Here is a 22,795-nt window from a genome sequence, read left to right on the forward strand (position 1 = left end):
TAAGACGGTAAGGCGGGATCATGCACCGAATAAATGCTAAATCAGTCGGATGGAATCAGTCAGAAAGTTTAATGTTTTTAGAACAAACTCCCGCACCGTTTGTATTTATTACGGCTGCGGATACTGACATTCAAACTTTGGCAGCAGCAGTTACCAAATTACCGACGAACTTTCCTGCATTAAGAGTCGCTAACTTATTACAGTTACAACAACAAATCACTATTGATACATACAGCGAGCAAGTTTTGGAACTCGCCAAAGTAATTATTTTACGTCTTTTAGGCGGACGCGCATATTGGGGTTACGGTTTAGAAGTGGTGCAGGAAATTGTACAACGTAACGGTACAACCTTAATTGTAATGCCAGGGGATGATGCCCTAGACCCAGAATTAGTCGCTCAATCTACTGTACCTGTAGAGATTGTTAACCAAGTCTGGCAATACTTCAATGAAGGCGGTGTTAATAATTTTGTTAATGCTTTGCAATTTATTGCTGACACTTGTTTAGAAACATCCTTTCAACCCCTACCGCCGCAAATTGTTCCTCGTGTGGGGTTTTATGAGTGGGGAGGAGAGGGGGGTAAGGAAGACAAGGGAGACAAGGGGGACAAGGGGGAAGAAAATCAATTATTCCCGACTTCCAACTCCCCCAAAGTGGGTATTTTGTTCTACCGCGCTCATTATCTGGCGGGAAATACTCAGGTGATTGATGCTTTGTGTACAGCTTTAGCGCAGAGAAACTTACAACCAGTGCCAGTGTTTGTTTCTTCGTTACGTGACCCCAGTGTACAAGATGAATTGAGCGAAATTGTTCAGCCAAAAGATGCTGAACAAATTGCCATCCTGTTGAATACTACTAGTTTTTCTTTGGCACGTTTAGACACAGAAGCACCAGAAACAGAAATTTGGCAAAAATTAGATGTGCCAGTTTTACAAGTAATTCTCAGTGGTGGTTCGGTGGAACAATGGGAGTCGCTGTCCCAAGGTTTATCTCCCCGTGATATTGCCATGAATGTGGCACTACCAGAGGTAGACGGCAGAATTATTAGCCGTGCAGTATCTTTTAAAGCTTTGCAAACACGCAACTCAGACTTAGAAACAGATGTAGTTGTTTATGAACCAGTGAGCGATCGCATCGATTTTGTCGCTCAACTTGCCGCTAACTGGGTACGCCTCAGAACTAAACCACCCCAAGAACGGCGCATTGCCTTAATTTTGGCTAACTACCCAAACCGTGATGGTCGTCTTGCTAATGGTGTAGGTTTAGATACTCCGGCTAGTTGCGTAGAAGTTCTTAAAGCCTTACAAATTGCTGGTTATGCAGTAGATGACTTACCGAAAGATGGTAACGAATTAATCAAACGTCTTACAGATGGTGTAACCAATGACCCCGAAGCCAGAGAATTACGCCCAATTCAGCAAAGTCTTTCAATTGAAGCATATCAGGAATATTTCGCCTCATTACCAGAATCAGTTCAGCAAGGTATCAATGAACGATGGGGAGTCGGGAGTCATGAAACTATACCCATTCCCGGAATTCAACTCGGCAACATTTTCATTGGGATTCAGCCAGCGCGAGGTTATGACCTTGACCCTAGCTTGAATTATCACGCCCCAGATTTAGAACCAACCCATACTTATTTAGCCTTTTATTACTGGGTAAGAGAATGCTTTGGTGCGGATGCTGTGGTGCATCTGGGCAAACATGGCAATCTGGAATGGCTACCGGGAAAAAGCTTGGCTTTATCCAGCGATTGTTATCCCGAAGTAGCTTTTGGTGCAATGCCTCACCTCTACCCCTTTATTGTCAATGATCCGGGTGAAGGTTCTCAAGCCAAACGCCGCGCCCAAGCTGTGATTATCGACCACCTCACACCGCCAATGACCCGTGCAGAATTGTATGGGGCATTACAACAATTAGAAAACTTAATTGATGAATTTTACGAAGCCGAAAGCCTAGACCCTTCAAGATTACCAGCCATTCGCGATCGCATCCGTGAACTCGTCATCAAAGAAAACCTCCACCTTGACTTAGGACTAGAAAACAAAGAAGCCATCTTCAACTTTGAATTATCAATATTAAACTCATTAGATGGCTATCTATGCGAACTCAAAGAAGCCCAAATCCGCGACGGCTTGCATATATTCGGTCAATGTCCCCAAGGTAGACAACTGCGAGACTTAATAGTTGCGATCGCCCGCATCCCCAACCGCCATTCCATCGGCATCACCCGCGCCCTATCCCAAGCCTGGGGATTAGACATAGACCCCCTCACCGACGAATTTAGCTCCCCCTTCACCCTCCCAAACTCTCACTCCGCGCGGCAGTCGCTACAACGGGGAGGCAGTCCGTTGGGCGGCTTTGCCGACTTGAAGGAACTGCCGTGGGAACCCCCGCAACGCGCTGCCTTGCCTCCGCGCCTCTGCGTGAAACTTAACTCCTGTCGCACCATCGGCGATGTAGTCGAACTCCTAGAACAACAAGCCGCAGAACTAGTAGAACAACTCAGCACACCTCGGTTACTGAGCGCAGTCGAAGTACACTCAGCACTCAGCACTTCTCTTCACTGGATCAACACCAAACTCCTCCCCGCACTCCAACAAACCCCCGCAGAAATCACCAACTTACTGCATGGACTTGATGGCGGATACGTCCCCAGTGGGGCTTCCGGCGCACCCACACGCGGCAGACCAGAAGTTTTGCCCACAGGCAAAAACTTTTACTCAGTAGATATCCGTGCCTTACCCACCGAAACAGCCTGGGATGTTGGCAGAAAGGCAGCCGAGAACTTAATCGAAACTTATACCCAAGAGCATGGAGAGTATCCTAAAACACTAGGCTTATCTTTGTGGGGGACAGCAACCATGCGGACTGGTGGTGATGACATTGCCGAAGCTTTAGCCTTGTTGGGTGTGCGTCCTGTGTGGGATGGTGCGGCGCGGCGAGTCATCGATTTTGAAATTTTGCCCTTGTCAATCTTGGGTCGTCCGCGTGTAGATGTTACCTTAAGAATTTCTGGATTTTTCCGTGATGCGTTCCCCAATCTGATTGACTTATTTGAACAAGCAGCGATCGCAGTTGCCGACTTAGATGAATCGCCAGAGGAAAATCCCTTAGCAGCACAAGTGCAGCAAGATACAGAGTATTGGGTGACGCAAGGATTACCAGAATCAGAGGCCAAGTTGCGATCGCGTTATCGCATTTTTGGTTCTCAACCCGGTGCTTACGGTGCGGGACTCCAAGGTTTAATAGAATCGCAAAATTGGACTGATGACCAAGATTTAGCCCGCGCCTACATCAACTGGAGTTGTTACGCCTACAGCAGTATTACTGCCAATCAAGAAAAAGGCAAACTCACCGGAATTGCTGCACCAGAAGCATTTGGGCAACGTTTACAACAAATGCAAATTGTTCTGCACAACCAAGACAACCGCGAACATGATTTGCTCGATTCTGATGATTATTATCAATTTCAAGGTGGTTTAACAATTGCAGCCCGTTCTTTGCAAGGCAAAAATCCGCAAATTTACTTCGGTGATCATTCTATTCCCGCTAATCCCCGCATCCGCAAACTGCAAACAGAAATTGCGCGTGTATATCGTTCCCGTGTGATTAATCCTAAGTGGATTGCCGGAGTTATGCGCCACGGTTATAAAGGTGCCTTTGAAATGTCAGCAACTGTTGATTTTTTATTCGCCTACGATGCCACGACCAAATGCGTAGAAGACTATATGTATCAAGGGATAGCGGAGTCTTATTTATTTGATACTACCGTTTCCGAATTTATTCAGTACAATAATCCTCATGCGTTGCGTGATATTGCTGAAAGATTACTTGAAGCACACCAGCGTGGTTTATGGGAGAATGTCGATATACTGACACTGGAAAATTTAAGAAATTTAGTACATCAAGCAGAAGCAGCCATCGAAGAAAAATATATTCCAGACAAATCAACGGTGTAGGAATCTACTATGGACAACCTTGCATATTTGCACCTAGCTTTCGCCTATGAAGACTGTGAATCCAGTGATTTAGTGTTGCTGAGTGATTTATTAAACAAAGCCTCAGCCCCAGACTGGAGTAAACTTTCTGGTAAGGCTTGGAAGTATATGTTACCTCTGGCGCTTACCTTGTCTATTCTCAGTAGTGTTAATAGTGTCTTGGCTCTAGAGCGAGGAGATCAAGGCCCTTCTGTGAGAAGTCTGCAACAAAAACTCCAACAAGCAGGCTTTTATCAAGCGCCCATCACGCAAGTTTACGATTTTCCCACAGAAGAAGCTGTCCGACGCTTCCAAAAAGCTGCGGGTTTGCCTGTTGATGGCGTGATGGGTGCAAGCGCAATCCAAAAACTAGACAACTGGCGTAAGTCATCTACAACTAACCAAGCTAAAAAGCCAACAGTTGTGCGGACAACTCAAACCACAAGAGTTGCGGCTGCTAGTACATCTAGTACATCAGTCAACAAAACCACAACTCAAGCTACCAAACGCAGTAATTCTCAATACCTAATGAGAGGTGATGAAGGGGAACAAGTGAGAGTTCTGCAAGAAAAATTACGGGTAGCAGGTTACTACTACGGAAATGCGACAGGTATCTTTGGCCCAATTACCGAAGAATCGGTGAAGCGGTTCCAAGAAGCTTATAAACTAAACGTTGATGGGATTGTTGGCCCAGCAACTCTCAGCAAACTGCCAGGGAGCGGTGTAGGTTATGGTGAAGATAGAGATACTCCACCAAGACGTGCAGCTGATAAAGATAATCTTCGCATGGGCGATCGCGGTGAAGCCGTGAGAATGCTGCAAGAACAATTAATTAAAGCCGGATACTTACAAGGAGAACCAAACGGTTACTTTGGTTCTTATACTTCCGAGGCTGTACGCCGCTTTCAAGGTGATAATTACTTAGCTGCCAGTGGAGTTGCTGGCCCTACCACCAGAGCTAGGTTATATAGTAAGGTGAGCAATGCGCCCAAGAGCGACTTTAGTGTTTTAGAAATTCAACGACGGCTGCGAGACAAGGGCTTTTACAAAGGAAAGCTCAATGGTGTTATGGCAGAAGACACAAGAAAAGCCATTAAGCAAGCACAAGAATTTTACGGTGTCAGTCTCAGTGATATTAGAAGCGGACGTTTTTAACATCCGCTTTGGCTTGTCGATGTGAATCCCCAATAGGTTGCTTCCCTCCGATAACTCTGCCAATTTTAGATTTTTTAGTTCCGAGAAAATCCAAAATTGATGTGAGTACATTCCTTTAGTTATCCTGCCCCAATGCTATAGCGGCATTAATGCTCTTTGGCACTTGGGGCATACTGCATGAATGGTCATTTGACAGTCGAGTAAATGAAACCCTTCTTTTTGAGCAGTTTTCGCACCAATTTTTAAAATCGAATCGTTTTTAAACTCAATTGTACTGTTGCACCGGACACAAATTAAATGGTGGTGATGGTGCGGGTAAGGTTGGTTAATTTCGTAATGTTTATGACCTTCGCCTAATTCTAATTCCCGCAAAATGCCCATCCGTGCCATCAACTTCAACGTCCGGTAGATAGTTGAAAGGCTAATACCTTCGCCATCGGTTTCTAATCGATGGTAAAGATCCTCGGCACTGAGGTGTTCACCTTGTGGTAGCTCTTGAAAAATGTGTAAAATTGTTTCTCGTTGGGGAGTTAAACGCCAGCCTCTTTCATTTAACTCTGCTTTGAGTGAAGTAGTTGTGTAGACAGTCATACTAATTTTTCTCAACAAAGCCTATTAGTTGAGAATATAACAAATGTTCGGAGCAATTTGCAACAAACAATGCTTATTGACAATCTTTGTTAAGTTCCCATAAATAATCCGTAAAGTTCTTAAATCCCTACTTGAGTAGCGATCCCATACTCTCGGACAATTCAGCAGCAGTGTCTGGCAGTATAGCCAAGACTAGCTGCAAAAGTTTTTCATAAGCTAGAGAATTTTTAGCACTAAAACCCAAATTAACTGTGCTAAAACGGAGGAATCCAAAGTCAAAAATCTATGAAAGTGTAAAGAATGAAGGATAAAACTTCATCTTCATACGTCACGCTACCCTTCTTCCTAAGGGAGATGCTACGCGAACAAGAAGCCGCGCAAAGCGCGTCTACACACTTTACACTTCATACATCAATTAGCTCAGAGACTCTAGATAGTCGCGGATCAGATTACGACGCTTGGGTTGACGGAGCTTTTGCAAAGCTTTCGATTCAATTTGGCGTACTCGTTCCCGTGATAAATCCAGGGCGCGGCCAATTTCGGCTAAAGAATAAGGATGACCATCAGCTAAACCAAACCGCATCAGAATGACATCTCGTTCGCGGCTAGTTAAATCAGCTAACAGATTTTGCAAGTCTCTTTGTAAAGATTCTCGCATTAACATTTCTTCAGGAGTCACGCTATCGGTTTCTAGCAATTCTCCTAACTCTGTATCTTTATCTTTACCAACTTTGGTTTCTAGAGAAACAGAACGTGGCACTCTCAACAACACTTCTCTCACTTGAGATGGTGTCATTTCTAATTCAATTGCCAAGTCTTCTAAAGTCGGAGTCCGACCTTTTTCTTGAGCAATTTTGCGTTGCGCTTTTTTAATTTTGTTTAATTTTTCTGTAATATGAACTGGGAGGCGAATTGTGCGACTAGAAGTTGCGATCGCTCTTGTAATCCCTTGGCGAATCCACCAGTAAGCATAAGTACTAAAGCGATAACCTTTAGTGGGGTCAAATTTTTCTACGGCTCTTTCTAAACCAAGAGTTCCTTCTTGGACTAAATCTAATAATTCTAAGCCACGATTTTGGTATTTCTTGGCAACAGAAACCACAAGACGTAAATTCGCCTTGATCATGTGTTCTTTAGATTGCAGTCCTTGAGATTGAATTTGCTCCAATTCTTCGACTGTGATTTTGGCAATTTCAGCCCAACGGCGTTTACCTTCTGACAAAATCGGCTTGAGATCCGACACTTGCACACCAGCAGTATTAGCCCATCTTTCTAATGATGGACGGTGGCCAAGTTCCGATGCTAAACGCTCTTGAACTTCAATTAATCGCAAATAAGGCTCAACTACAGCATCACCTTGCTTGGCAGCATTGGCAAGTACTGTCCGCATCCGTAGGTAACGTTGAACTTTTTGAGCTTCTGAAACTTCTTCATCACGCCCCAACAACCGGACTCGTCCAATTTCCTGAAGATATAGACGTACCAGGTCTGTACTGCGGCGATTAGTATTTGCGCCAAAACTAGCAGGGTCAACAGAAACTATCTCCAAATCGTGAAGCTCTTCGACCGATAAATCACCGTCGTCAACCGTGATATCTGGGTCTAAAACCTGGCGGGACTTTTGGGAATTGTAGGCGGCATCCGGGTAAAAAGATGTTGCTGGCATATCGTCTCAATGGCTCCAGGTAACAATAGATTACGGTGAGTCAGCGCGGCGGGAGGACATAACCTCCGTAAGCGACTGCGTTCCCCGAAGGGTCAGCTAATCAAAATCAACTGTTGCTATTGTTCCCGTGATTTACGATGAAATAACACGGTAGAGGATTCCAATACAATTTTTTTTCAAAAACTGCACTAGTGTTTCCAACATTAATGCCGAAATCCTTCGGCCGTTGAACATTTGATTGAACCAATAGCTATTCAAATCTACAAATAAGCTTTAAATTCTGAGCTACCTAATCAGCATTTCGACGTAATTAGTATTAAATGTTACTTTTTTAACTGGTATAAACATCTGTCAGTAAATTTATGTTTAACATTGGGTTAGTCATATCTACATGGTTATCAAAGTAATTTCCTGACGATTTAGTATTTTCTGTCTAGGGATTTTTCGGGAATATGTGGAGATAAAAATGTATGGGTAGTGGTGATCTTAGGAATGTAGGTTTTTTACAATCTGGTTGACAATAGGACAAGGGAGACAAGGAAGATCAGCCAGAACAACCTACATTTGTTAGGGTGTAGGGAGAATAACTAATAAATAATGACCAATGACACAGGACGAATGACTATGAATGATATTCCGGCTTGATATCCCGTAGCATTAGTTCATCAAGTGCTTGTTGAGGAGTAACTTCACCTTGGAGTAAGCGATAAACTTGCTCTGTAATTGGCATATAAATATTTTGCTGCTTGGCTAATTGCATCAGAACTTGACAAGTGTTAACTCCTTCGGCCGTTCCTGGCAAATTAGCGAGGACATTTGTCAGGGTTTGACCACCAGCCATTTGATAGCCGACTTGGTAGTTACGGCTCAAAGGACTATTGCAGGTAGCTAACAAATCTCCCAGACCTGACAAACCATAAAAAGTTTCCGTCTTCGCACCTAAAAAATTGCCGATGCGAACCATTTCTGTGAGTCCACGGGTGACTAAAGCAGCTTTGGCGTTGGTTCCCAATTGTAATCCATCGCAGACACCAGCTGCGATCGCCATCACATTCTTGAGTGTTCCCCCTAATTCCACACCCAGGGGGTCGGGATTTGTATAAACTCGGAAACGTGGTGCAGAAAATATTAACTGTACTTTTTCTGCCGCAGTGGTGATGTTGCTGGCCACTACGGTTGCAGCTGGTAATGATTGTTGAATTTCTGCTGATAAATTTGGGCCAGATAATACCACTACTGGATGATCAGGAAATGCAGCTTGCCAAATTTGCGCCGGCGTAGCAGTAGTTTTTGGCTCTAACCCTTTTGTTGCTGTGACAAAAATTGTTTCTGGTGAAAGGGAGTAAGATTTTACTTGCAAAGCAACATCTCTTACCCCTTTCATAGAAATAGCAGATAGCACTATGTGAGCATCTTGAATAACAGCTTCTAGTGTTTCTGTGCCATGACGCGACCATAGTCTAACTTTGTGACCATTGGCCTCTGCTAGATTTGCTAAAGCTGTACCCCAAGCACCTGCACCTAAAATTGCAATGGTAGTTTCTTGCACCACTGTCAATACCATTTAAAAATTCATAACTAAAAACTTGTTCACACTCAGCACTCAGCACTCAGCACTCGTCGAGGATAACGTTCCATTAATTCCCGGACTTGTTCTGCATGATAAGAGCTTCTGGTTAAGGGAGAAGAAACGACTTGCAAAAATCCGAGTTCTTCACCAAAGGCTTGCCATGCGGCAAATTGCTCTGGAGTAACGAACGTATCGACTTGCAAATGTTTTTGACTGGGTTGGAGATATTGCCCAATTGTCAAAATATCACAATCGACTGCCCGTAAGTCTTGCATCACTTGGCGAATTTCGCTATCGGTTTCGCCCAAACCCACCATAATGCCAGATTTAGTGTAGAGCCAAGGTGCTATTTGCCGCGATCGCTGCAATAATTCGAGTGTGCGATCGTATTTTCCTTGGGGACGCACCCGACGATACAGGCGAGGAACCGTTTCTGTATTATGGTTAACCACTTCTGGATTAGCTTGTAGAATGATTGCCAAAGCATCCCAATTACCACACAAATCAGGAATTAATACCTCAATTGTGGTGTGAGGTGACACATTTCGCACCGCCGTAATGCACTCCACAAACTGCGAAGCACCACCATCTGGTAAATCATCTCGGTTAACAGAAGTAATCACAACATGATTCAGCCTCATACGCCGCACTGCTTCGGCTAATCTTGCTGGTTCTGTAGGGTCTAAAGGTTTTGGTTTTTTTTCAAAATCAATGTCACAGTAAGGACAAGCACGGGTACAAGCTGGCCCCATAATTAAAAAAGTGGCAGTACCTGCATTGAAGCACTCACCAATATTGGGACAGGATGCTTCCTCGCAAACCGTATTGAGTGCTAAATCCCGCAAAATTTCTTTAACGTTACCAACGCGCTCCCATTGAGGCGCTTTAACTCGCAACCAGTCTGGCTTTACTGTCACAATCTGCTTTTACCACTGAAAGTTATACAAATCTAATCCTAGCAAGCAATCTATATATATAGTTGTCATTGGTCATTTTGTTCTGATGACATCTATGCAGTTTTTTCTCCGCTAAATTTCTGGTTGCTCAACCTACTCCCTTTTTTGGGACATTTATGGTATTATAGTAAAAATATTACCTTTTTTTGGCGGGATGTAGCGCAGCTTGGTAGCGCACTTCGTTCGGGACGAAGGGGCCGCTGGTTCGAATCCAGTCATCCCGATTTAAAGCTTTAAGTTGAAATCATCATTGTAAGTAAACTGAAAAACTTGTTTCTTGTTCAGGGAACTTTCTATAGGTAATTCAGTCTAAAGGGGTGAATTATAGTATTGGTATGCCAAATGAAATAAAAATACTTTTCAAGTCAAGTTGAAATATCATTCAAAAGATATATTGACTTAGGGCAAGTTAATTTGAAATATTTTTATTGATAGAAATAATTAAAAGTATAGGAAGAGTTCAGTAGTTAGAAGGTGGGGAGATTGAGTCAAATTTATCTCAATCAATAGACTAATCATATTGAATTGTTCTTAAATTCTGGCTTCTGAAACCTGAGTGCTGAATTCTTACTCAGGATACTTTTTGCTATTTGACTACTTGTAGTTATTTTTCGACTATTACTAGGCAAAGATGTTGATTAATTGTGCGGCAAATAGCTGTATCAGTAATGTCATTACTGAACTAATGATTGATGTATTTATCACTTGAATATGCTATCAAATTATTCTCAGAATCTGGTAGATATAAGTAAGTAATTAATCTTCAGCAGTCACACTATTTGCCTATTTATATTACTTCACAATTGCTTTATAAAGTTAGCTATTTTTAAAACAAAGGATGAAGATATCACATTTACGTAACGGTAATTTCCACAAGGGTGATATAAATTGTTTTTAGTATGAACAGTTAAGAATCAGTGATTATACTATAAACAATGCCAACACAACTAAGTTCATCAGAAAAATTGAGTGTAGTAGCCTCCAGAGAGCAAATCTGTTCAGACTTGCAAGGAGAGGTGGTCATCCTTGATATTAAATCTGGTGCTTACTATGGTTTGAATCAAGTGGGAGCCAGTATATGGAATTTCATCCAATCACCAAAGACTGTCCAAGAAATTGAAGATGCCATCCTAGCGGAATATGAAGTAGATGCAGATGTCTGCAAAAATGATATCTCAATTTTGCTAGAAGATTTAGCGGCAAAAGGATTGATAGAAATAAACAATGAAGCGTCTGCTTAAATTATGGCAATTCAGCAACAGCGATCGCCAATTTTTATTGAAGACGTTCGTTTTGCTGGGGTTAGTGCGGCTAGGAATGTGGTTACTATCGTTTAATACTTTAAGAAAACTGATCAACAAAATCAGTAAACCAAATTTCCAGTTAGAACCAATTTCTCTGCACAAAATTGTTTGGGCAATAAATGTTAGCACGCGCTACACACCAGGTGGAGCCAAGTGCCTAGCGCGGGCTTTAACTTGCCAAGTATTAATGACTCGTTATGGTTACACACCAGAATTGCGAATCGGAGTTGTTAAAAGTGAAGCTGGCAATTTAGAGGCTCATGCTTGGATTGAAACTCAAGGGTATGTTGTCATTGGCTACCTTCCTGATCTCTCGCGCTTTACTCCATTGCCGTCTTTTTCAAGGACATAAATCATGAGCGGTATAGTTGGCATTTACAATCTAGACAATCAGGTAATTGAACAAAAAAAGCTGGTCTTGATGGTAGATGCGATCACTCATCGGGGGCCGGATGGTGCAGATATCTGGTGTGCTGGTGTAGTTGGCTTAGGTCATCGGATGTTGTGGACGACACCAGAATCACTGCTAGAAAAATTACCTTTTGTTGATCACACCGCTAACTTAGTCATTACAGCCGATTTACGCATAGATAACCGTGATGAACTAATTTCTGCATTATCAATTCATCACTGTCCACCAGAAAAAATCACAGATAGCCAGTTAGTACTAGCAGCTTACGAAAAATGGGGTGAACAATGCCCAACCAAATTGCTTGGTGACTTTGCATTTGTAATTTGGGATCAAAATCAACAGAAATTATTCTGTGCGAGAGATCATTTTGGCATCAAACCCTTATATTACTGCTATCAACCAGGTAAGAAATTTTACTTTGCTTCGGAAATGAAAGCACTTTTGTGTTTACCAGAAGTGCCGAAAAAGGTGAATGAAATTGCGATCGCTAATCACCTGCATCCATTCACAGAAGATAAATCGCTTACCTCCTACAAACATATACATCGATTGCCTCCGGCGCACACAATGACAGTGAGTGTCACAGGTAAATTAAAAACTCGCTCCTATTGGTCTTTAGAAATTGGGGAAGAGTTAAAACTCAACTCTGATGCCGAATATGCCGCCGCTTTCCGGGAGATATTTACCGAAGCAGTTCGTTGTCGTTTACGCAGTGCATTTCCTGTTAGTTGTCATTTGAGTGGTGGCTTAGATTCTTCTTCAATTGCTTGTGTAGCCAGAGATATCTTACAAACCAAAGGTATAAAACTTCACACCTTCTCTAACATCTTTGAAGAAGTTCCAGAATGCGACGAACGTCAATACATTAACCCTGTATTAAACCAAGGTGGATTTGTCCCCCATTACGTCCATGCTGATCAATCAGGCCCCTTATCAGAATGGCAGAACTACTATAAATATATGGAAGAACCCTTTATTGGGCCTAGCCATTTTCTCGTGTGGGGGTTAAATCGTGCCACCCAACAAGCAGGTATTCGGGTTTCTTTGGATGGTTTTGATGGTGATACAACCGTATCTCATGGTGTGACATACTTTGCCGAATTAGCACGTCAAGGCAAATGGCAGCAATTTATTCAAGAAGCTAAGGCCATATCTCAACACTTTAATACATCACTAGCAGCCCTTTTTTATCAATATGCCATTACCTACTTAAAAGAATTAATCAAACAGCGAAAATATCTCTCTTTTGGGAAAACGGCTTGGCAAATTGGACAGCATTTTCGAGTTTCGCGGCGGAGATTATTTGTCAAATATGGAATTAAACCCTTAGTTCCTGAGTATATCTTGAAGATTTGGCGATCGCTCCGTGGTTCCAAACAAAATCAACCCCAAGTCACTTCTTTAATCAACCCGCAATTCGCCCAACAAATCGGGATCAATCCCCTCACAGCATCTCCAGAACAATACCAAAGCCCTGCTATCACAGTTAGAGAAGAACAGTGGCGTACCTTAAATTCTGCCTTGTTCACCACAGTACTGGAACTGGGAGATTTATGTTCTGCGGCATTTTCTCTAGAGTCACGTCATCCTTTTATGGATAAACGCTTGATTGAATTTTGCCTATCTTTACCACCAGAGCAAAAGCTCCATCAAGGATGGTCTCGCTTCATTATGCGGAGAGCTTTAGATGGTATTCTTCCCCAAGAAGTGCAGTGGCGTGGCGGCAAAACCGATATGACACCAAACTTCCAACGCGGATTATTACATCTTGATCGCGGGTTACTAGATGAAGTGATGACTGGTGATGCTAGTAATATTCAAGAATTTGTGGATATCAACTTGCTACACAGATTCTACAACAACCTTATATCTACAACAGATGATATAAACGATGATTCAACATTACCAGTTTGGAAAGCTTTAACACTTTCTCTGTGGCTGAATCATACCCAAAAAACCATAAGTCGGACTAGGGGCAGTGCAGTTTCAGCCTGCTCCTACCTAGACTGATTTGGTGAATATCTCAAAGCCAATATCTAGTCCAGTCAGAAACCAACAAAACAAACAGGAGACTTAACAATGAAAAAAGCTTACACAGCTCCCCAACTCACAAACTACGGTAGTGTTCAAAGCGTTACTAATGCTTTTGGTAGAGCAGGTGGAACAGACTCTTTCTTCATTGGAACTAATCCTACTCCGATTCCTGGTTCAACCCTTGGACTCAGTGGTTCCCAAAATGGAGTACTCATTCCCCGCTAAAACCAAGAACGATAGAAAAATACCAAACTGGTAATTTTTCACATTCGCTCTTTGGCTAAATCATAACTAAAACAAACCATAGGTCTGACTAGGGGCAGTGCATCTTTAGCCTGCTCCTACCTAGACTGAATTTGGTAGGCTCTCCAAGCCAATAAGGCTGTGAGTAATTAAGATTGACCTACCCTAAGTGACTACGGCTAGATGTTCCAGTTAGAGATAAACGCAGCCAACAAAAGACAAAAATATGAAAAAAGTCTACGAAGCTCCTCAAATAACAAACTACGGTAACGTTCAAGATATTACTAATGCTTTTGGCAGTGATGGTGCAAAAGATACTTTTCAAATCGGCAATAATCCGACTCAGTTTCCTGCCGAAATACTAGGACTAAGTGGTTCTGCTGGTAATGGAATACTTATTCCCGTAGGTAGTGATCGAGGAAGATGAATATTTAACACTTGTCTTGGGCTGAATTATATCCCTATTAAAACCATAAGTCTGACTAGGGGCAGTTTATTTTTAACCTGCTCCTACCTAGGCTGAGTTGGTTACTCTCTTAAAGCCACTAGTTTAGTAAGAAATAAACAAAACAAACAGGAGACCCAAACAATGAAAAAAGCTTACGAAGCACCCAAATTAACAAACTACGGTAGTGTCGAAAATGTTACCCACGCTTTTGGTACACCAGGCCCAAAAGATACTTTCCAAATCGGTAACAATCCTACTCAGATTCCTGGTGAAGTACTAGGACTAGATGGTTCTCAAAATGGGGTACTTATTCCTCAACCATAGCCTTAGCAAAGATATAGGTGTAATAGCATCACTGATACTATTATCCCTAAATCAAATCTAGAGCTAGTAAATAAAGTAATCCTAAAAACTAGCTTTTTTTAGGATTACTGCAAAATCTCAATGAGATGTTTGGAAACATCAGGAATGCTTTTTCCTGATGGCTTCCTTTATTACAGATTGTCAGGGCTTTGTCAACTCAAAAGCGTTAGTAAAACTGAGTTTTGCGTAAATAAAATAATTATTCACTTCTTATCCAATAATATTTCCGATGCACGTTTACACCGCATACAACCTAGGCATTCACTCGGAATTACCCTTACCTGAACTCATCCCCAGTGACAAACCAGCAGATGTAGTGATCCGTTTTGGTAAGCTCAATGATCCACAACAAAAGCGTAGTGATGGAGGCAATTACCTATTAGCGAGAATTGACGAATTCGGTATGGTGTTGGTGAAAGATGGTAAAGAAATTGTTCTTGATCCCAACCCTGGTGTTGATGAAGCATTAACTCGGACTTTTCTCTTGGGTGTGATTATTTGCGTATTGCTCAGACAGAGGGGCTTGCTTGTACTTCATGCTAGTAGTGTAGTCATCAATGGTAGTGCAGTTGCCTTTATGGCTGACTCTGGCTTTGGCAAGTCAACCTTAGCGGAATGTTTTCACGCTCACGGCTACAGCATTTTGACAGATGATGTTTTGGCAATTCAAGTTGGTGAACAACAGCCGCTAGTCATTCCGGGTTTCCCCCAAATTAAGTTGTGGCCTGATGCTGCGGCTTCTTTTGGTCATGTTCCAGATAGTTTACCTTTACTAAATTCCCAAACTATTAAGCGGGTTCACCGACTCCAAGATGGTTTCTTTCAGAAATCTGTACCCCTGAAAAAGATTTATGTGTTAGCTGGCGGAACCCACCCAGAAATCGTTCCTTTAGAACCAAAACAAAGCTTTGGTGAATTAGTGCGACATTCTAGGGAAATGCAAGCCTTGACTGCACCAGAATTTCTCAAAGCACATTTCCAGCAATGTATGAGTGTAGTTCAAAAAGTGCCTATTTGTAGTTTACGACGGCAACGTTCTTTAGCTGCACTACCTGAGTTGGTGAAGCTAGTGGAAAATGATGTAGCTAAAAGAAACTTGTCTCCAGTTACAATCAAAGTTTAAGAAATTAAATTTAGTGCGATCGCCATTTTAAATATGCAACTAGGCAAAAAAATTCGAGATAAACTGCAAAATACTCTGCGACTTTTGCCGGCATTGCGTCTAGTATGGCAAAGTAGCCCCCGTTGGACGATCGCCCGTGTCGTTTTACTGACAATTCAAGGTATCTTACCTGTAGTTTCAATTTATCTCTCAAAACTGATTATCGATGCGGTCGCTGCTAACTTGAGCCTAGCAGATAAGACCGTAGCATTTCGGAATGTTTTAATATTAATTGCTCTGGCGGGTGGAGTTACTTTATTAACAACCTTGGCTAACTCCTTAACAGAACTAGTCACCACTGCCCATTCCCAACGGGTAACTGACTATATGCAAGGAATTATTAATGCTAAATCGATTGCGGCTGATTTAGAGTATTACGAAAATCCCTTATATTACGATACCTTACAAAGAGCGCAACAAGAAGCACCTTATCGACCACCACAAATTCTCAATCGTCTAGCACAAATTGGTCAAAATAGTATTTCGTTAGTAGCAATGATTGGTTTGTTGCTAACACTACATTGGGGAATTTTGGGGGTTTTATTTGTCGCTGCTTTGCCTGCAATGTTAGTGCGGATCAAATATAGCCGCGTGATGTATGATTGGCAGCGCAAATGGACACCAATGCAACGCCAAGGTTTTTATTTAGCGTGGATGTTGACATCAGACCAATTTGCCAAAGAAATTCGCTTATTTGATTTAGGTCACTATTTTAGTGATTGGTATCTGCGTATCCGCAGACAAATCTATAAAGAAAGCCTGAAAATTTTCACCAGGCGCTTTATTGCTAACTTTTTCGCCGAAGCGATCGCTGGAGTTCTCATATTTGCGATTTATGCTTTAATTATCTACCAAGCTATCAATGGTGTTCTGCGTTTGGGTGATTTAGTGCTTTATTACCAAGCACTCCAACGAGGACAAAACGATATTAAAAGTTTATTAGCCAACGTTTCGGCGCTGTACGAAGATAATTTATTTTTAGCTAATCTCTACGAGTTTCTCGACCTCCAGCCTAGATTGATTGAGCCGGTAAATCCCAAACCAATACCACGACCAATACAGTCTGGTATTATATTTCATAATGTAAGTTTTCAATATTCTACTACCACTCGTCAGGCACTACATAATATTAATTTGAGTATTAAACCAGGAGAAGTAGTAGCACTGGTAGGTGAGAATGGTTCGGGAAAAACGACTTTAATTAAATTGCTGTGTCGCTTGTATGATCCCTCCTCTGGCTACATCACAATTGATGGTGTTGATATTAAAGATTATCAAATCTCTGAATTACGCCGCGACATCAGCGTAATTTTTCAAGACTACGCTAAATACAACTTTACCGCCCAAGAAAATATTTGGTTAGCTAATATTGACCTGCCAGCTAATCGAGATAGTATTATAGCGGCAGCGCGTCGTTCTGGTGCGGATGATGTCATTAGCAAATTACCCAAAGGTTATGACACAATTTTGGGTAAATTGTTTGACCAAGGAGAAGAATTAAGTATTGGTCAATGGCAAAAAATCGCTTTGGCGCGGGCGTTCTTAAGAGATTCCCAGTTGATCGTTTTAGATGAACCTACCAGTGCGATGGACCCGAAAGCGGAATATGAAGTGTTTGAAAAATTCCGTCAACTTATCCAAAATCAGGCGGCGATTTTAATTAGTCATCGCTTGTCTACTGTCAAAATGGCCGATCGCATTTATGTGATGGAAAACGGCACAATTATTGAAAGTGGGACTCATGACGAACTGATCCAAATGGGTAATCGCTACGCCTACCTATATGAAACTCAAGCCCAGCAATATCGTTAATATTAGCAAAATAGACTAAATTACTGGCTCTACTCACTAATTGCACGACGCGCGTCTCGGCTCAAGGTCAGTTCTGTTTCTAGATTGAGAATCTGAGCTTTTGCATTAGCTCGTTCGGTGCGAAGAGTTTCTTGGAGATGTTGCACAGTTTTCTTTAACTGCTCAATTTTATTTTCTACATCAGTATGGGAAAACGCTTGGATTTGAGGTAAACCCTCACTATCTTGACCAAGAAGACGACATACAGCACCACACGTTGGGCAATTTATGACATTTGACATCACAACCTCCTATCTAATCTAAATTCCTGTTTTAATTACTGTTCAGCGAGCAATTTGTAAATCTCACGCTTGACCTGAACAAGCAATTCCCGGACTCGATTTGCTTGTTCTAAATTGCCACTGCGAGCAATTTGTACGACTGCATCATTTAACTCTGTTAAAGTTTGGCGCAACTCAATTAATTCCGAAGGCTTGTTTTCTGCAAAACTGTCATAAGGATTTTTTGAAGGAGATTGCTGTTGGCGATCGCTCAGTAACTGTCTACCACTATCTGTAATTGTGTAGACACGTTTACCTTCGACTTGTTCACTAGTCAAATAACCGCCTTCTTCCAACATCTGAAGCGTTGGATAAACTGAACCTGGACTCAGTTTGCGAAAGCCTCCACGACGATTTTCTAGCTCTTTAATCAGTTCATAACCATGCTGGGGACGCTCCGACAACAGCCCCAACAGCATAAACTTGATGTCACCGCGACGAGTGCGTGGCTCATCTCCCCAGTCACCACCAAATGAACCCCGGTGTCCATGTCCATGTCCATGTCGCCCACCCATAGCAAATTGATGGGCAAATCTATGCTGATGACGCTCCGATAAAAGTCCCAACAGTTTCAATTTGATGTCACCGCGCCGGTTGCGTGGCTCATCACCCAATAAATCTCTGTGTCCACGTCGTCCACCTCCCGAAAATTGCTGGGCAAATCCTTCTCCAGCATGGGCTGGTATAGGAAAACGTGAATGAAATTGTCTAAACATTATGTAACTCCTTGTGTTTGTTTGACGTATCACGATATATCGTTACTACTAAATAAAATATATTCCGATATATCGGATTTGTCAATAAATAATTTTCAACAGCAGTTGAAGTATAGATATATAGTCAGGGTGCAGAGGAGACATTATCATCACTTCTGCTTGTCTACCTTGTCTCCCCTGTCTCCCTTGTCTACTCAAAAAAATACTAGTTTTCCATCAACATCAAACGCAGAGGGTCTAAACGCACGTACCAAGGGAAAGGTTTGTCTTTGATATTCACCCATTTCTCTTTAAAGACCTCGGCTTGTAGGTGATAGTCTTGCAGATTATTGGGGGCATTGTGTAGTTTTAAAAATAATGTCATGCGGTGGGGTGTTTCACTGGTTCGCACCAACCAACAGGGAAAGGTATTAACGGGAGATTCATCTGCGGAAAAGATGAGGTGATGAGCGCGAATCCCGATGTGAGAGAGTTCATCAGGAATTGGTTGAACAACTTGCAAATGACAACCCCAATCTAGGGCTTGGATTGTTTGGGTTCCTTGAACAGCAGCACGAGAAAAGTTTTTACATCCAGTTAATTTAGCTACGCTCACACTAGCGGGATGCTCGAAAATTTCATATTTGGAACCGTGATGAACTGCTTGACCTTGTTCCAAGACTAATAAATTTGGACAAACGCGGTAAGCTTCATCCATGTTATGGGTGACAAATAAAGCCACACCTTGGTAATCGGCTAGAGTTTCGGTCATCTGTTGTTCTAGTTGACTCCGCAGATGAGTATCGAGGGCGGAAAATGGCTCATCGAGGAGTAATGCTTCTGGCTGACTGGCTAAGGCTCTGGCTAAGGCTACCCGTTGTTGTTGACCGCCGGAAAGTTGATGGGGATAGCGATCGCCCAATCCTGATAACTGCATCGCTACTAGTTGTTCTTCGATTTGCAGTCGGACACTTGACGCAGATAAGCCCTTGGGTAAGCCAAAAGCGATGTTTTCCGCCACTGTCATATTTGGAAACAAAGCATAATTTTGGACTAAAAAACCAATGTGGCGATCGCGGCTAGGTACATTAATGCCTTTTTCAGAATCAAACAACACCCTACCATTCAAAACTATTCGCCCTCTAGTTGGCGTTTCGATTCCTGCAATGCAACGCAGAATCATGCTTTTACCTGCGCCGGAACCGCCCAACAAGCCTAGTGGTTGTTCGTTGGTGCTAAAGGAAACTTGCAAATGAAAACTGGGCAATTTTTTTTCAATGTCTAAAAATAAACCGATTTCGGAAGTTGGCGCAGACACAGCATAAGACTGAGCGACTCGTCTTTCTGATTTTCTGGTTCCTGTTTCCTTGCGTCTTCCCTTTTCTTTGACTTCTTGCCAAAAATTTACCGCAATAATCCCCGATAGGGAAATTACCATAATTGCGATCGCCCAAAACCAAGCTTCATCCATTGCGCCTGCTTCCACCGCAAAATAAATCGCCATTGGAATCGTCTGAGTTTGTCCAGGAATATTCCCAGCCAGCATTAAGGTTGCACCGAATTCACCCAAAGCACGGGCAAAAGCCAAGGTCGTCGCTGCTACAATTCCCGGTAAGGCTAAAGGTAAACTAATTCGCCAAAAGATTCTAGATTCACTTGCACCCAGGGTTCTCGCCACCCGCAGCAGATTACCATCAATTTGTTCAAAAGCACCTAGGGCAGTTTTATACATTAATGGGAAGGAAACCACCGTCGCTGCGATCGCTGCACCATACCAAGTAAAAACAATCGTGAAATCAAAAGGTTCCATGAATTTCCCCACAGGCCCATTCTTGCCAAAAAATAACAGCAGTAAAAAACCCACAACTGTTGGTGGCAAAATTAGCGGTGCAACAAAAATACTCTCAATTAAAGATTTAGCCTTACCACGATAACTGAGCATCCAATAAGCCGCAGCAATGCCCACAAAAAAAGTAATAAATGTTGCCAATAACGCAGTTTTCAGTGATATCCAAAGCGGTGATAAATCCTGTGGCATACTCTTAGATAATTAAATATTTCCAACTTTTCCCAAGAGATAAGTAGGTAGACACAATTATTTAGAAGACGCATTTCGACTTCGCTCAATGCTCAATCCTTGAGAATAAGAGGGTTGAGCGCAGTCGAAACCCGGTAATTTTAAGTTAGGTTTAATTTAGTCCTACTACTTAATGGCAATAAACAGTAAACAATATTTTCTTCTTTGATTTATAGCAGGAGACAGTTAATAGGTGACAGGTGACAGGGTTCAAAGCTTTATTTTGTATAAGTTTCATGATTTATCAATGTCCTAACCAACTTGGCTGCTGCTATATTCTAAATCTTGTGGTTGGTGAGCGCAGTCGAGCCACAGCCTTATAAAATCATTTTCCAGCTAACACAAATCCATACTTTTCAAATATATTTCTGGCTTCATTATTAATAAATAAAAACTGCTCAAAATCTTTAGCATCATTAATATTTTTACTACTTTTAATCACTGCGATTGGATAGATAATAGGAGAATGAATGTTTTCTGGGGCAGTGGTTACTACTTTCACTTTTGAGCTACTTTTCGCATCGGAAAGATAAACTAAACCAGCATCAACATTACCGGATTCTACATAATTTAAAGCTTGGCGTACATCTTTAGCGTAAACAACTTTACCTTTGAGTTTGTCAGCAAGTTTTAACGAAGTCAAAACTTGTTGAGCATAATGTCCCGCAGGTACACTCTTGGGTTCACCTAAAGCAATTTTCTTAATTTGGGGTGAAGTTAAATCTTGAAAACTTGATATATTTGTAGATTTTTGTGGGGCAATTAATACTAATTGATTTTTCAATAAATCCTTCTTAGTACCATCAACTAACAAACCCTTTTTTGCAAGTGCATCTATTTGTTTAGTTGCGGCGGAGATGAAAACATCAACTTTTGCGCCTTGTTCAATTTGCTGCTGTAAAGCACCCGATGAACCAAAGTTGTAGACTAGGTTTAGACTTGGGTTTGACTGATTGTAAATTGGTTTGATTGCGTCGAGTGCGTCTTTGAGACTAGCTGCGGCTGAAATAGTTAAAGTTGTGGTTTGGGCTGTTGTACTATTAGTTGTGGCGGATTTAGGCGTATTTGCTTGATTACAACCAATAACTAACAGGCAAGCGAAGAATAACCAACAACTAAAAGCTAAAATGCGTTTAAAACTCATTTCCAGTTTTTAATTCATCTATTATTTACCAACCTAACATGGAAAAAGTTGGTAAGTGACACTAAATTATTTAAATACACAAAAAATATTTGATTTCTGAAAACAATCAGAGGGCTTCGTCACCCACCTTGAACTCAAGTTCAAGGCTACTTAAGTAGACTAAAAAAGTTGGGGGATATTTTAGTCATCTGAAGATAGCTTTTGCTATGACCAAGGAAATTGAGTTCCTTGCGGGATATGAGTTTTACCTGAAGTTGACACTAATGCCCACTCCTCACTCCCTACTTCCTGCCTATCGCGCTTGCGCTGCGCTTCTCTGCGAGACGCTTTGCGAACGCGCACCACACCAGTCAATTCAGAAATCAAACCAGATTTCCATAGCAGATAAAAACTTTAATCTCCCTAGGTTGCAAATAAAAAGCCCCCGGTTTTTACCAGGGGTATCTATCTCTATCAGCATCAACCTATTCCTACATAAAAGAGAATCGCACTTATCAGAGTTTATTGCATCCGCATTCATGTAATAATTGCATTTTTTTAATTAAAATATTGCATGATAACCTCGGAGTACGGAGTGTAAAGGTTTTTCACACCTACACCATGACACCCTCATACCCCTAAACCTTTCCCCAAACCCTTTATTTTTCATCTCACTGCGTCAGTCATTTTAAAGAAAAAGGCTTAACAAAACGTTAAGCCTTAAAATGTCCTAGTGCTTAAGCAGACATCCGTGATTAATGTAGAAATATTAGCTTGACAGTTCATCTCTCTAAAGGAAGTCATTTTTACTTACAGAAAAAACTTGAGAAAAATTACACATCGCGTTAAGCTTCCTTAGCGTAACTGCACGCTGTGACATCAGG

The 22,795-nt window shown here is 41.8% G+C and carries 19 protein-coding genes and 1 tRNA gene; 11 read left to right on the plus strand and 9 right to left on the minus strand.

Annotation, left to right across the window (positions count from 1 at the left end; all coding sequences use genetic code 11):
• Window positions 1–20: 20 nt before the first annotated feature.
• Both cobN and H6G75_RS10910 read left to right on the plus strand, forming a co-directional pair.
• Entirely contained in the window at window positions 21–3,962 is a 3,942-nt protein-coding gene (cobN, locus tag H6G75_RS10905; RefSeq protein ID WP_190979956.1) for a cobaltochelatase subunit CobN, read from the plus strand.
• A 9-nt stretch (window positions 3,963–3,971) separates the two neighbouring features.
• Window positions 3,972–5,135: a peptidoglycan-binding protein gene (locus H6G75_RS10910; RefSeq protein ID WP_190979957.1), complete on the plus strand. Its 1,164-nt coding sequence runs from the start codon at window positions 3,972–3,974 to the stop codon at window positions 5,133–5,135.
• 135 nt (window positions 5,136–5,270) lie between these two features.
• Here the strand turns inward: H6G75_RS10910 and H6G75_RS10915 are convergent, their stop codons facing one another.
• The 4 genes from H6G75_RS10915 to lipA form a co-directional block, all read right to left on the minus strand.
• A complete protein-coding gene (locus tag H6G75_RS10915; protein ID WP_062295370.1) occupies window positions 5,271–5,726 on the minus strand; it encodes a Fur family transcriptional regulator in 456 nt (151 codons plus the stop codon).
• A gap of 415 nt (window positions 5,727–6,141) precedes the next feature.
• A complete protein-coding gene (sigC, locus tag H6G75_RS10920) occupies window positions 6,142–7,392 on the minus strand; it encodes an RNA polymerase sigma factor SigC (protein ID WP_190590036.1) in 1,251 nt (416 codons plus the stop codon).
• A gap of 622 nt (window positions 7,393–8,014) precedes the next feature.
• Complete coding sequence (locus H6G75_RS10925) at window positions 8,015–8,941, minus strand: NAD(P)H-dependent glycerol-3-phosphate dehydrogenase (protein WP_190979986.1); 927 nt, start codon at window positions 8,939–8,941, stop codon at window positions 8,015–8,017.
• A gap of 47 nt (window positions 8,942–8,988) precedes the next feature.
• Window positions 8,989–9,879 carry a lipoyl synthase gene (lipA, locus tag H6G75_RS10930; RefSeq protein ID WP_190979958.1) on the minus strand — a complete coding sequence of 297 codons (891 nt, stop codon included), beginning with the start codon at window positions 9,877–9,879 and terminating at the stop codon, window positions 8,989–8,991.
• 189 nt (window positions 9,880–10,068) lie between these two features.
• On the opposite strand from lipA, the gene H6G75_RS10935 reads away from it, so the two are divergent.
• The 9 genes from H6G75_RS10935 to H6G75_RS10975 all read left to right on the plus strand — a co-directional run bounded on the left by H6G75_RS10935 (window position 10,069) and on the right by H6G75_RS10975 (window position 17,696).
• Window positions 10,069–10,142 (plus strand) — tRNA-Pro (locus tag H6G75_RS10935).
• Between the two features lie 711 nt (window positions 10,143–10,853).
• Window positions 10,854–11,159, plus strand: coding sequence for a lasso peptide biosynthesis PqqD family chaperone (locus tag H6G75_RS10940; protein ID WP_190979959.1), 306 nt, complete (start codon window positions 10,854–10,856; stop codon window positions 11,157–11,159).
• On the plus strand, window positions 11,143–11,574 hold the full coding sequence (locus H6G75_RS10945; RefSeq protein WP_190979960.1) for a lasso peptide biosynthesis B2 protein: 432 nt from the start codon (window positions 11,143–11,145) through the stop codon (window positions 11,572–11,574). Before H6G75_RS10940 ends, H6G75_RS10945 begins: the two co-directional genes overlap by 17 nt.
• Window positions 11,575–11,577: 3 nt before the next feature.
• Window positions 11,578–13,644 carry a lasso peptide isopeptide bond-forming cyclase gene (locus H6G75_RS10950; RefSeq protein ID WP_190979961.1) on the plus strand — a complete coding sequence of 689 codons (2,067 nt, stop codon included), beginning with the start codon at window positions 11,578–11,580 and terminating at the stop codon, window positions 13,642–13,644.
• A gap of 69 nt (window positions 13,645–13,713) precedes the next feature.
• A complete protein-coding gene (locus H6G75_RS10955) occupies window positions 13,714–13,893 on the plus strand; it encodes a lasso peptide (RefSeq protein WP_190979962.1) in 180 nt (59 codons plus the stop codon).
• A gap of 244 nt (window positions 13,894–14,137) precedes the next feature.
• Window positions 14,138–14,338: a lasso peptide gene (locus tag H6G75_RS10960; protein ID WP_190979963.1), complete on the plus strand. Its 201-nt coding sequence runs from the start codon at window positions 14,138–14,140 to the stop codon at window positions 14,336–14,338.
• Between the two features lie 162 nt (window positions 14,339–14,500).
• A complete protein-coding gene (locus H6G75_RS10965; protein ID WP_190979964.1) occupies window positions 14,501–14,683 on the plus strand; it encodes a lasso peptide in 183 nt (60 codons plus the stop codon).
• A 268-nt stretch (window positions 14,684–14,951) separates the two neighbouring features.
• Window positions 14,952–15,845, plus strand: coding sequence for a serine kinase (locus H6G75_RS10970; protein WP_190979965.1), 894 nt, complete (start codon window positions 14,952–14,954; stop codon window positions 15,843–15,845).
• 33 nt (window positions 15,846–15,878) lie between these two features.
• Complete coding sequence (locus tag H6G75_RS10975) at window positions 15,879–17,696, plus strand: ABC transporter ATP-binding protein (protein WP_190979966.1); 1,818 nt, start codon at window positions 15,879–15,881, stop codon at window positions 17,694–17,696.
• A gap of 29 nt (window positions 17,697–17,725) precedes the next feature.
• On the opposite strand, the gene H6G75_RS10980 is transcribed toward H6G75_RS10975, so the two are convergent.
• From H6G75_RS10980 to H6G75_RS11000, 5 genes are all read right to left on the minus strand, one after another.
• Window positions 17,726–17,977 carry a hypothetical protein gene (locus H6G75_RS10980; RefSeq protein WP_190979967.1) on the minus strand — a complete coding sequence of 84 codons (252 nt, stop codon included), beginning with the start codon at window positions 17,975–17,977 and terminating at the stop codon, window positions 17,726–17,728.
• Window positions 17,978–18,012: 35 nt separating this feature from the next.
• Window positions 18,013–18,732: a PadR family transcriptional regulator gene (locus H6G75_RS10985; RefSeq protein ID WP_242051505.1), complete on the minus strand. Its 720-nt coding sequence runs from the start codon at window positions 18,730–18,732 to the stop codon at window positions 18,013–18,015.
• A gap of 205 nt (window positions 18,733–18,937) precedes the next feature.
• Window positions 18,938–20,749 (minus strand): molybdate ABC transporter permease subunit, encoded by a 1,812-nt coding sequence (gene modB, locus H6G75_RS10990; RefSeq protein ID WP_190979968.1) that lies wholly within the window; start codon window positions 20,747–20,749, stop codon window positions 18,938–18,940.
• 364 nt (window positions 20,750–21,113) lie between these two features.
• A complete protein-coding gene (modA, locus tag H6G75_RS10995; RefSeq protein ID WP_190979969.1) occupies window positions 21,114–21,932 on the minus strand; it encodes a molybdate ABC transporter substrate-binding protein in 819 nt (272 codons plus the stop codon).
• Window positions 21,933–22,136: 204 nt separating this feature from the next.
• A complete protein-coding gene (locus tag H6G75_RS11000; protein ID WP_190979970.1) occupies window positions 22,137–22,298 on the minus strand; it encodes a hypothetical protein in 162 nt (53 codons plus the stop codon).
• Between the last annotated feature and the right edge of the window lie 497 nt (window positions 22,299–22,795).

It is taken from the genome of Nostoc sp. FACHB-280 (assembly GCF_014697615.1).
In the GTDB taxonomy this organism is placed as follows: domain Bacteria; phylum Cyanobacteriota; class Cyanobacteriia; order Cyanobacteriales; family Nostocaceae; genus Nostoc_B.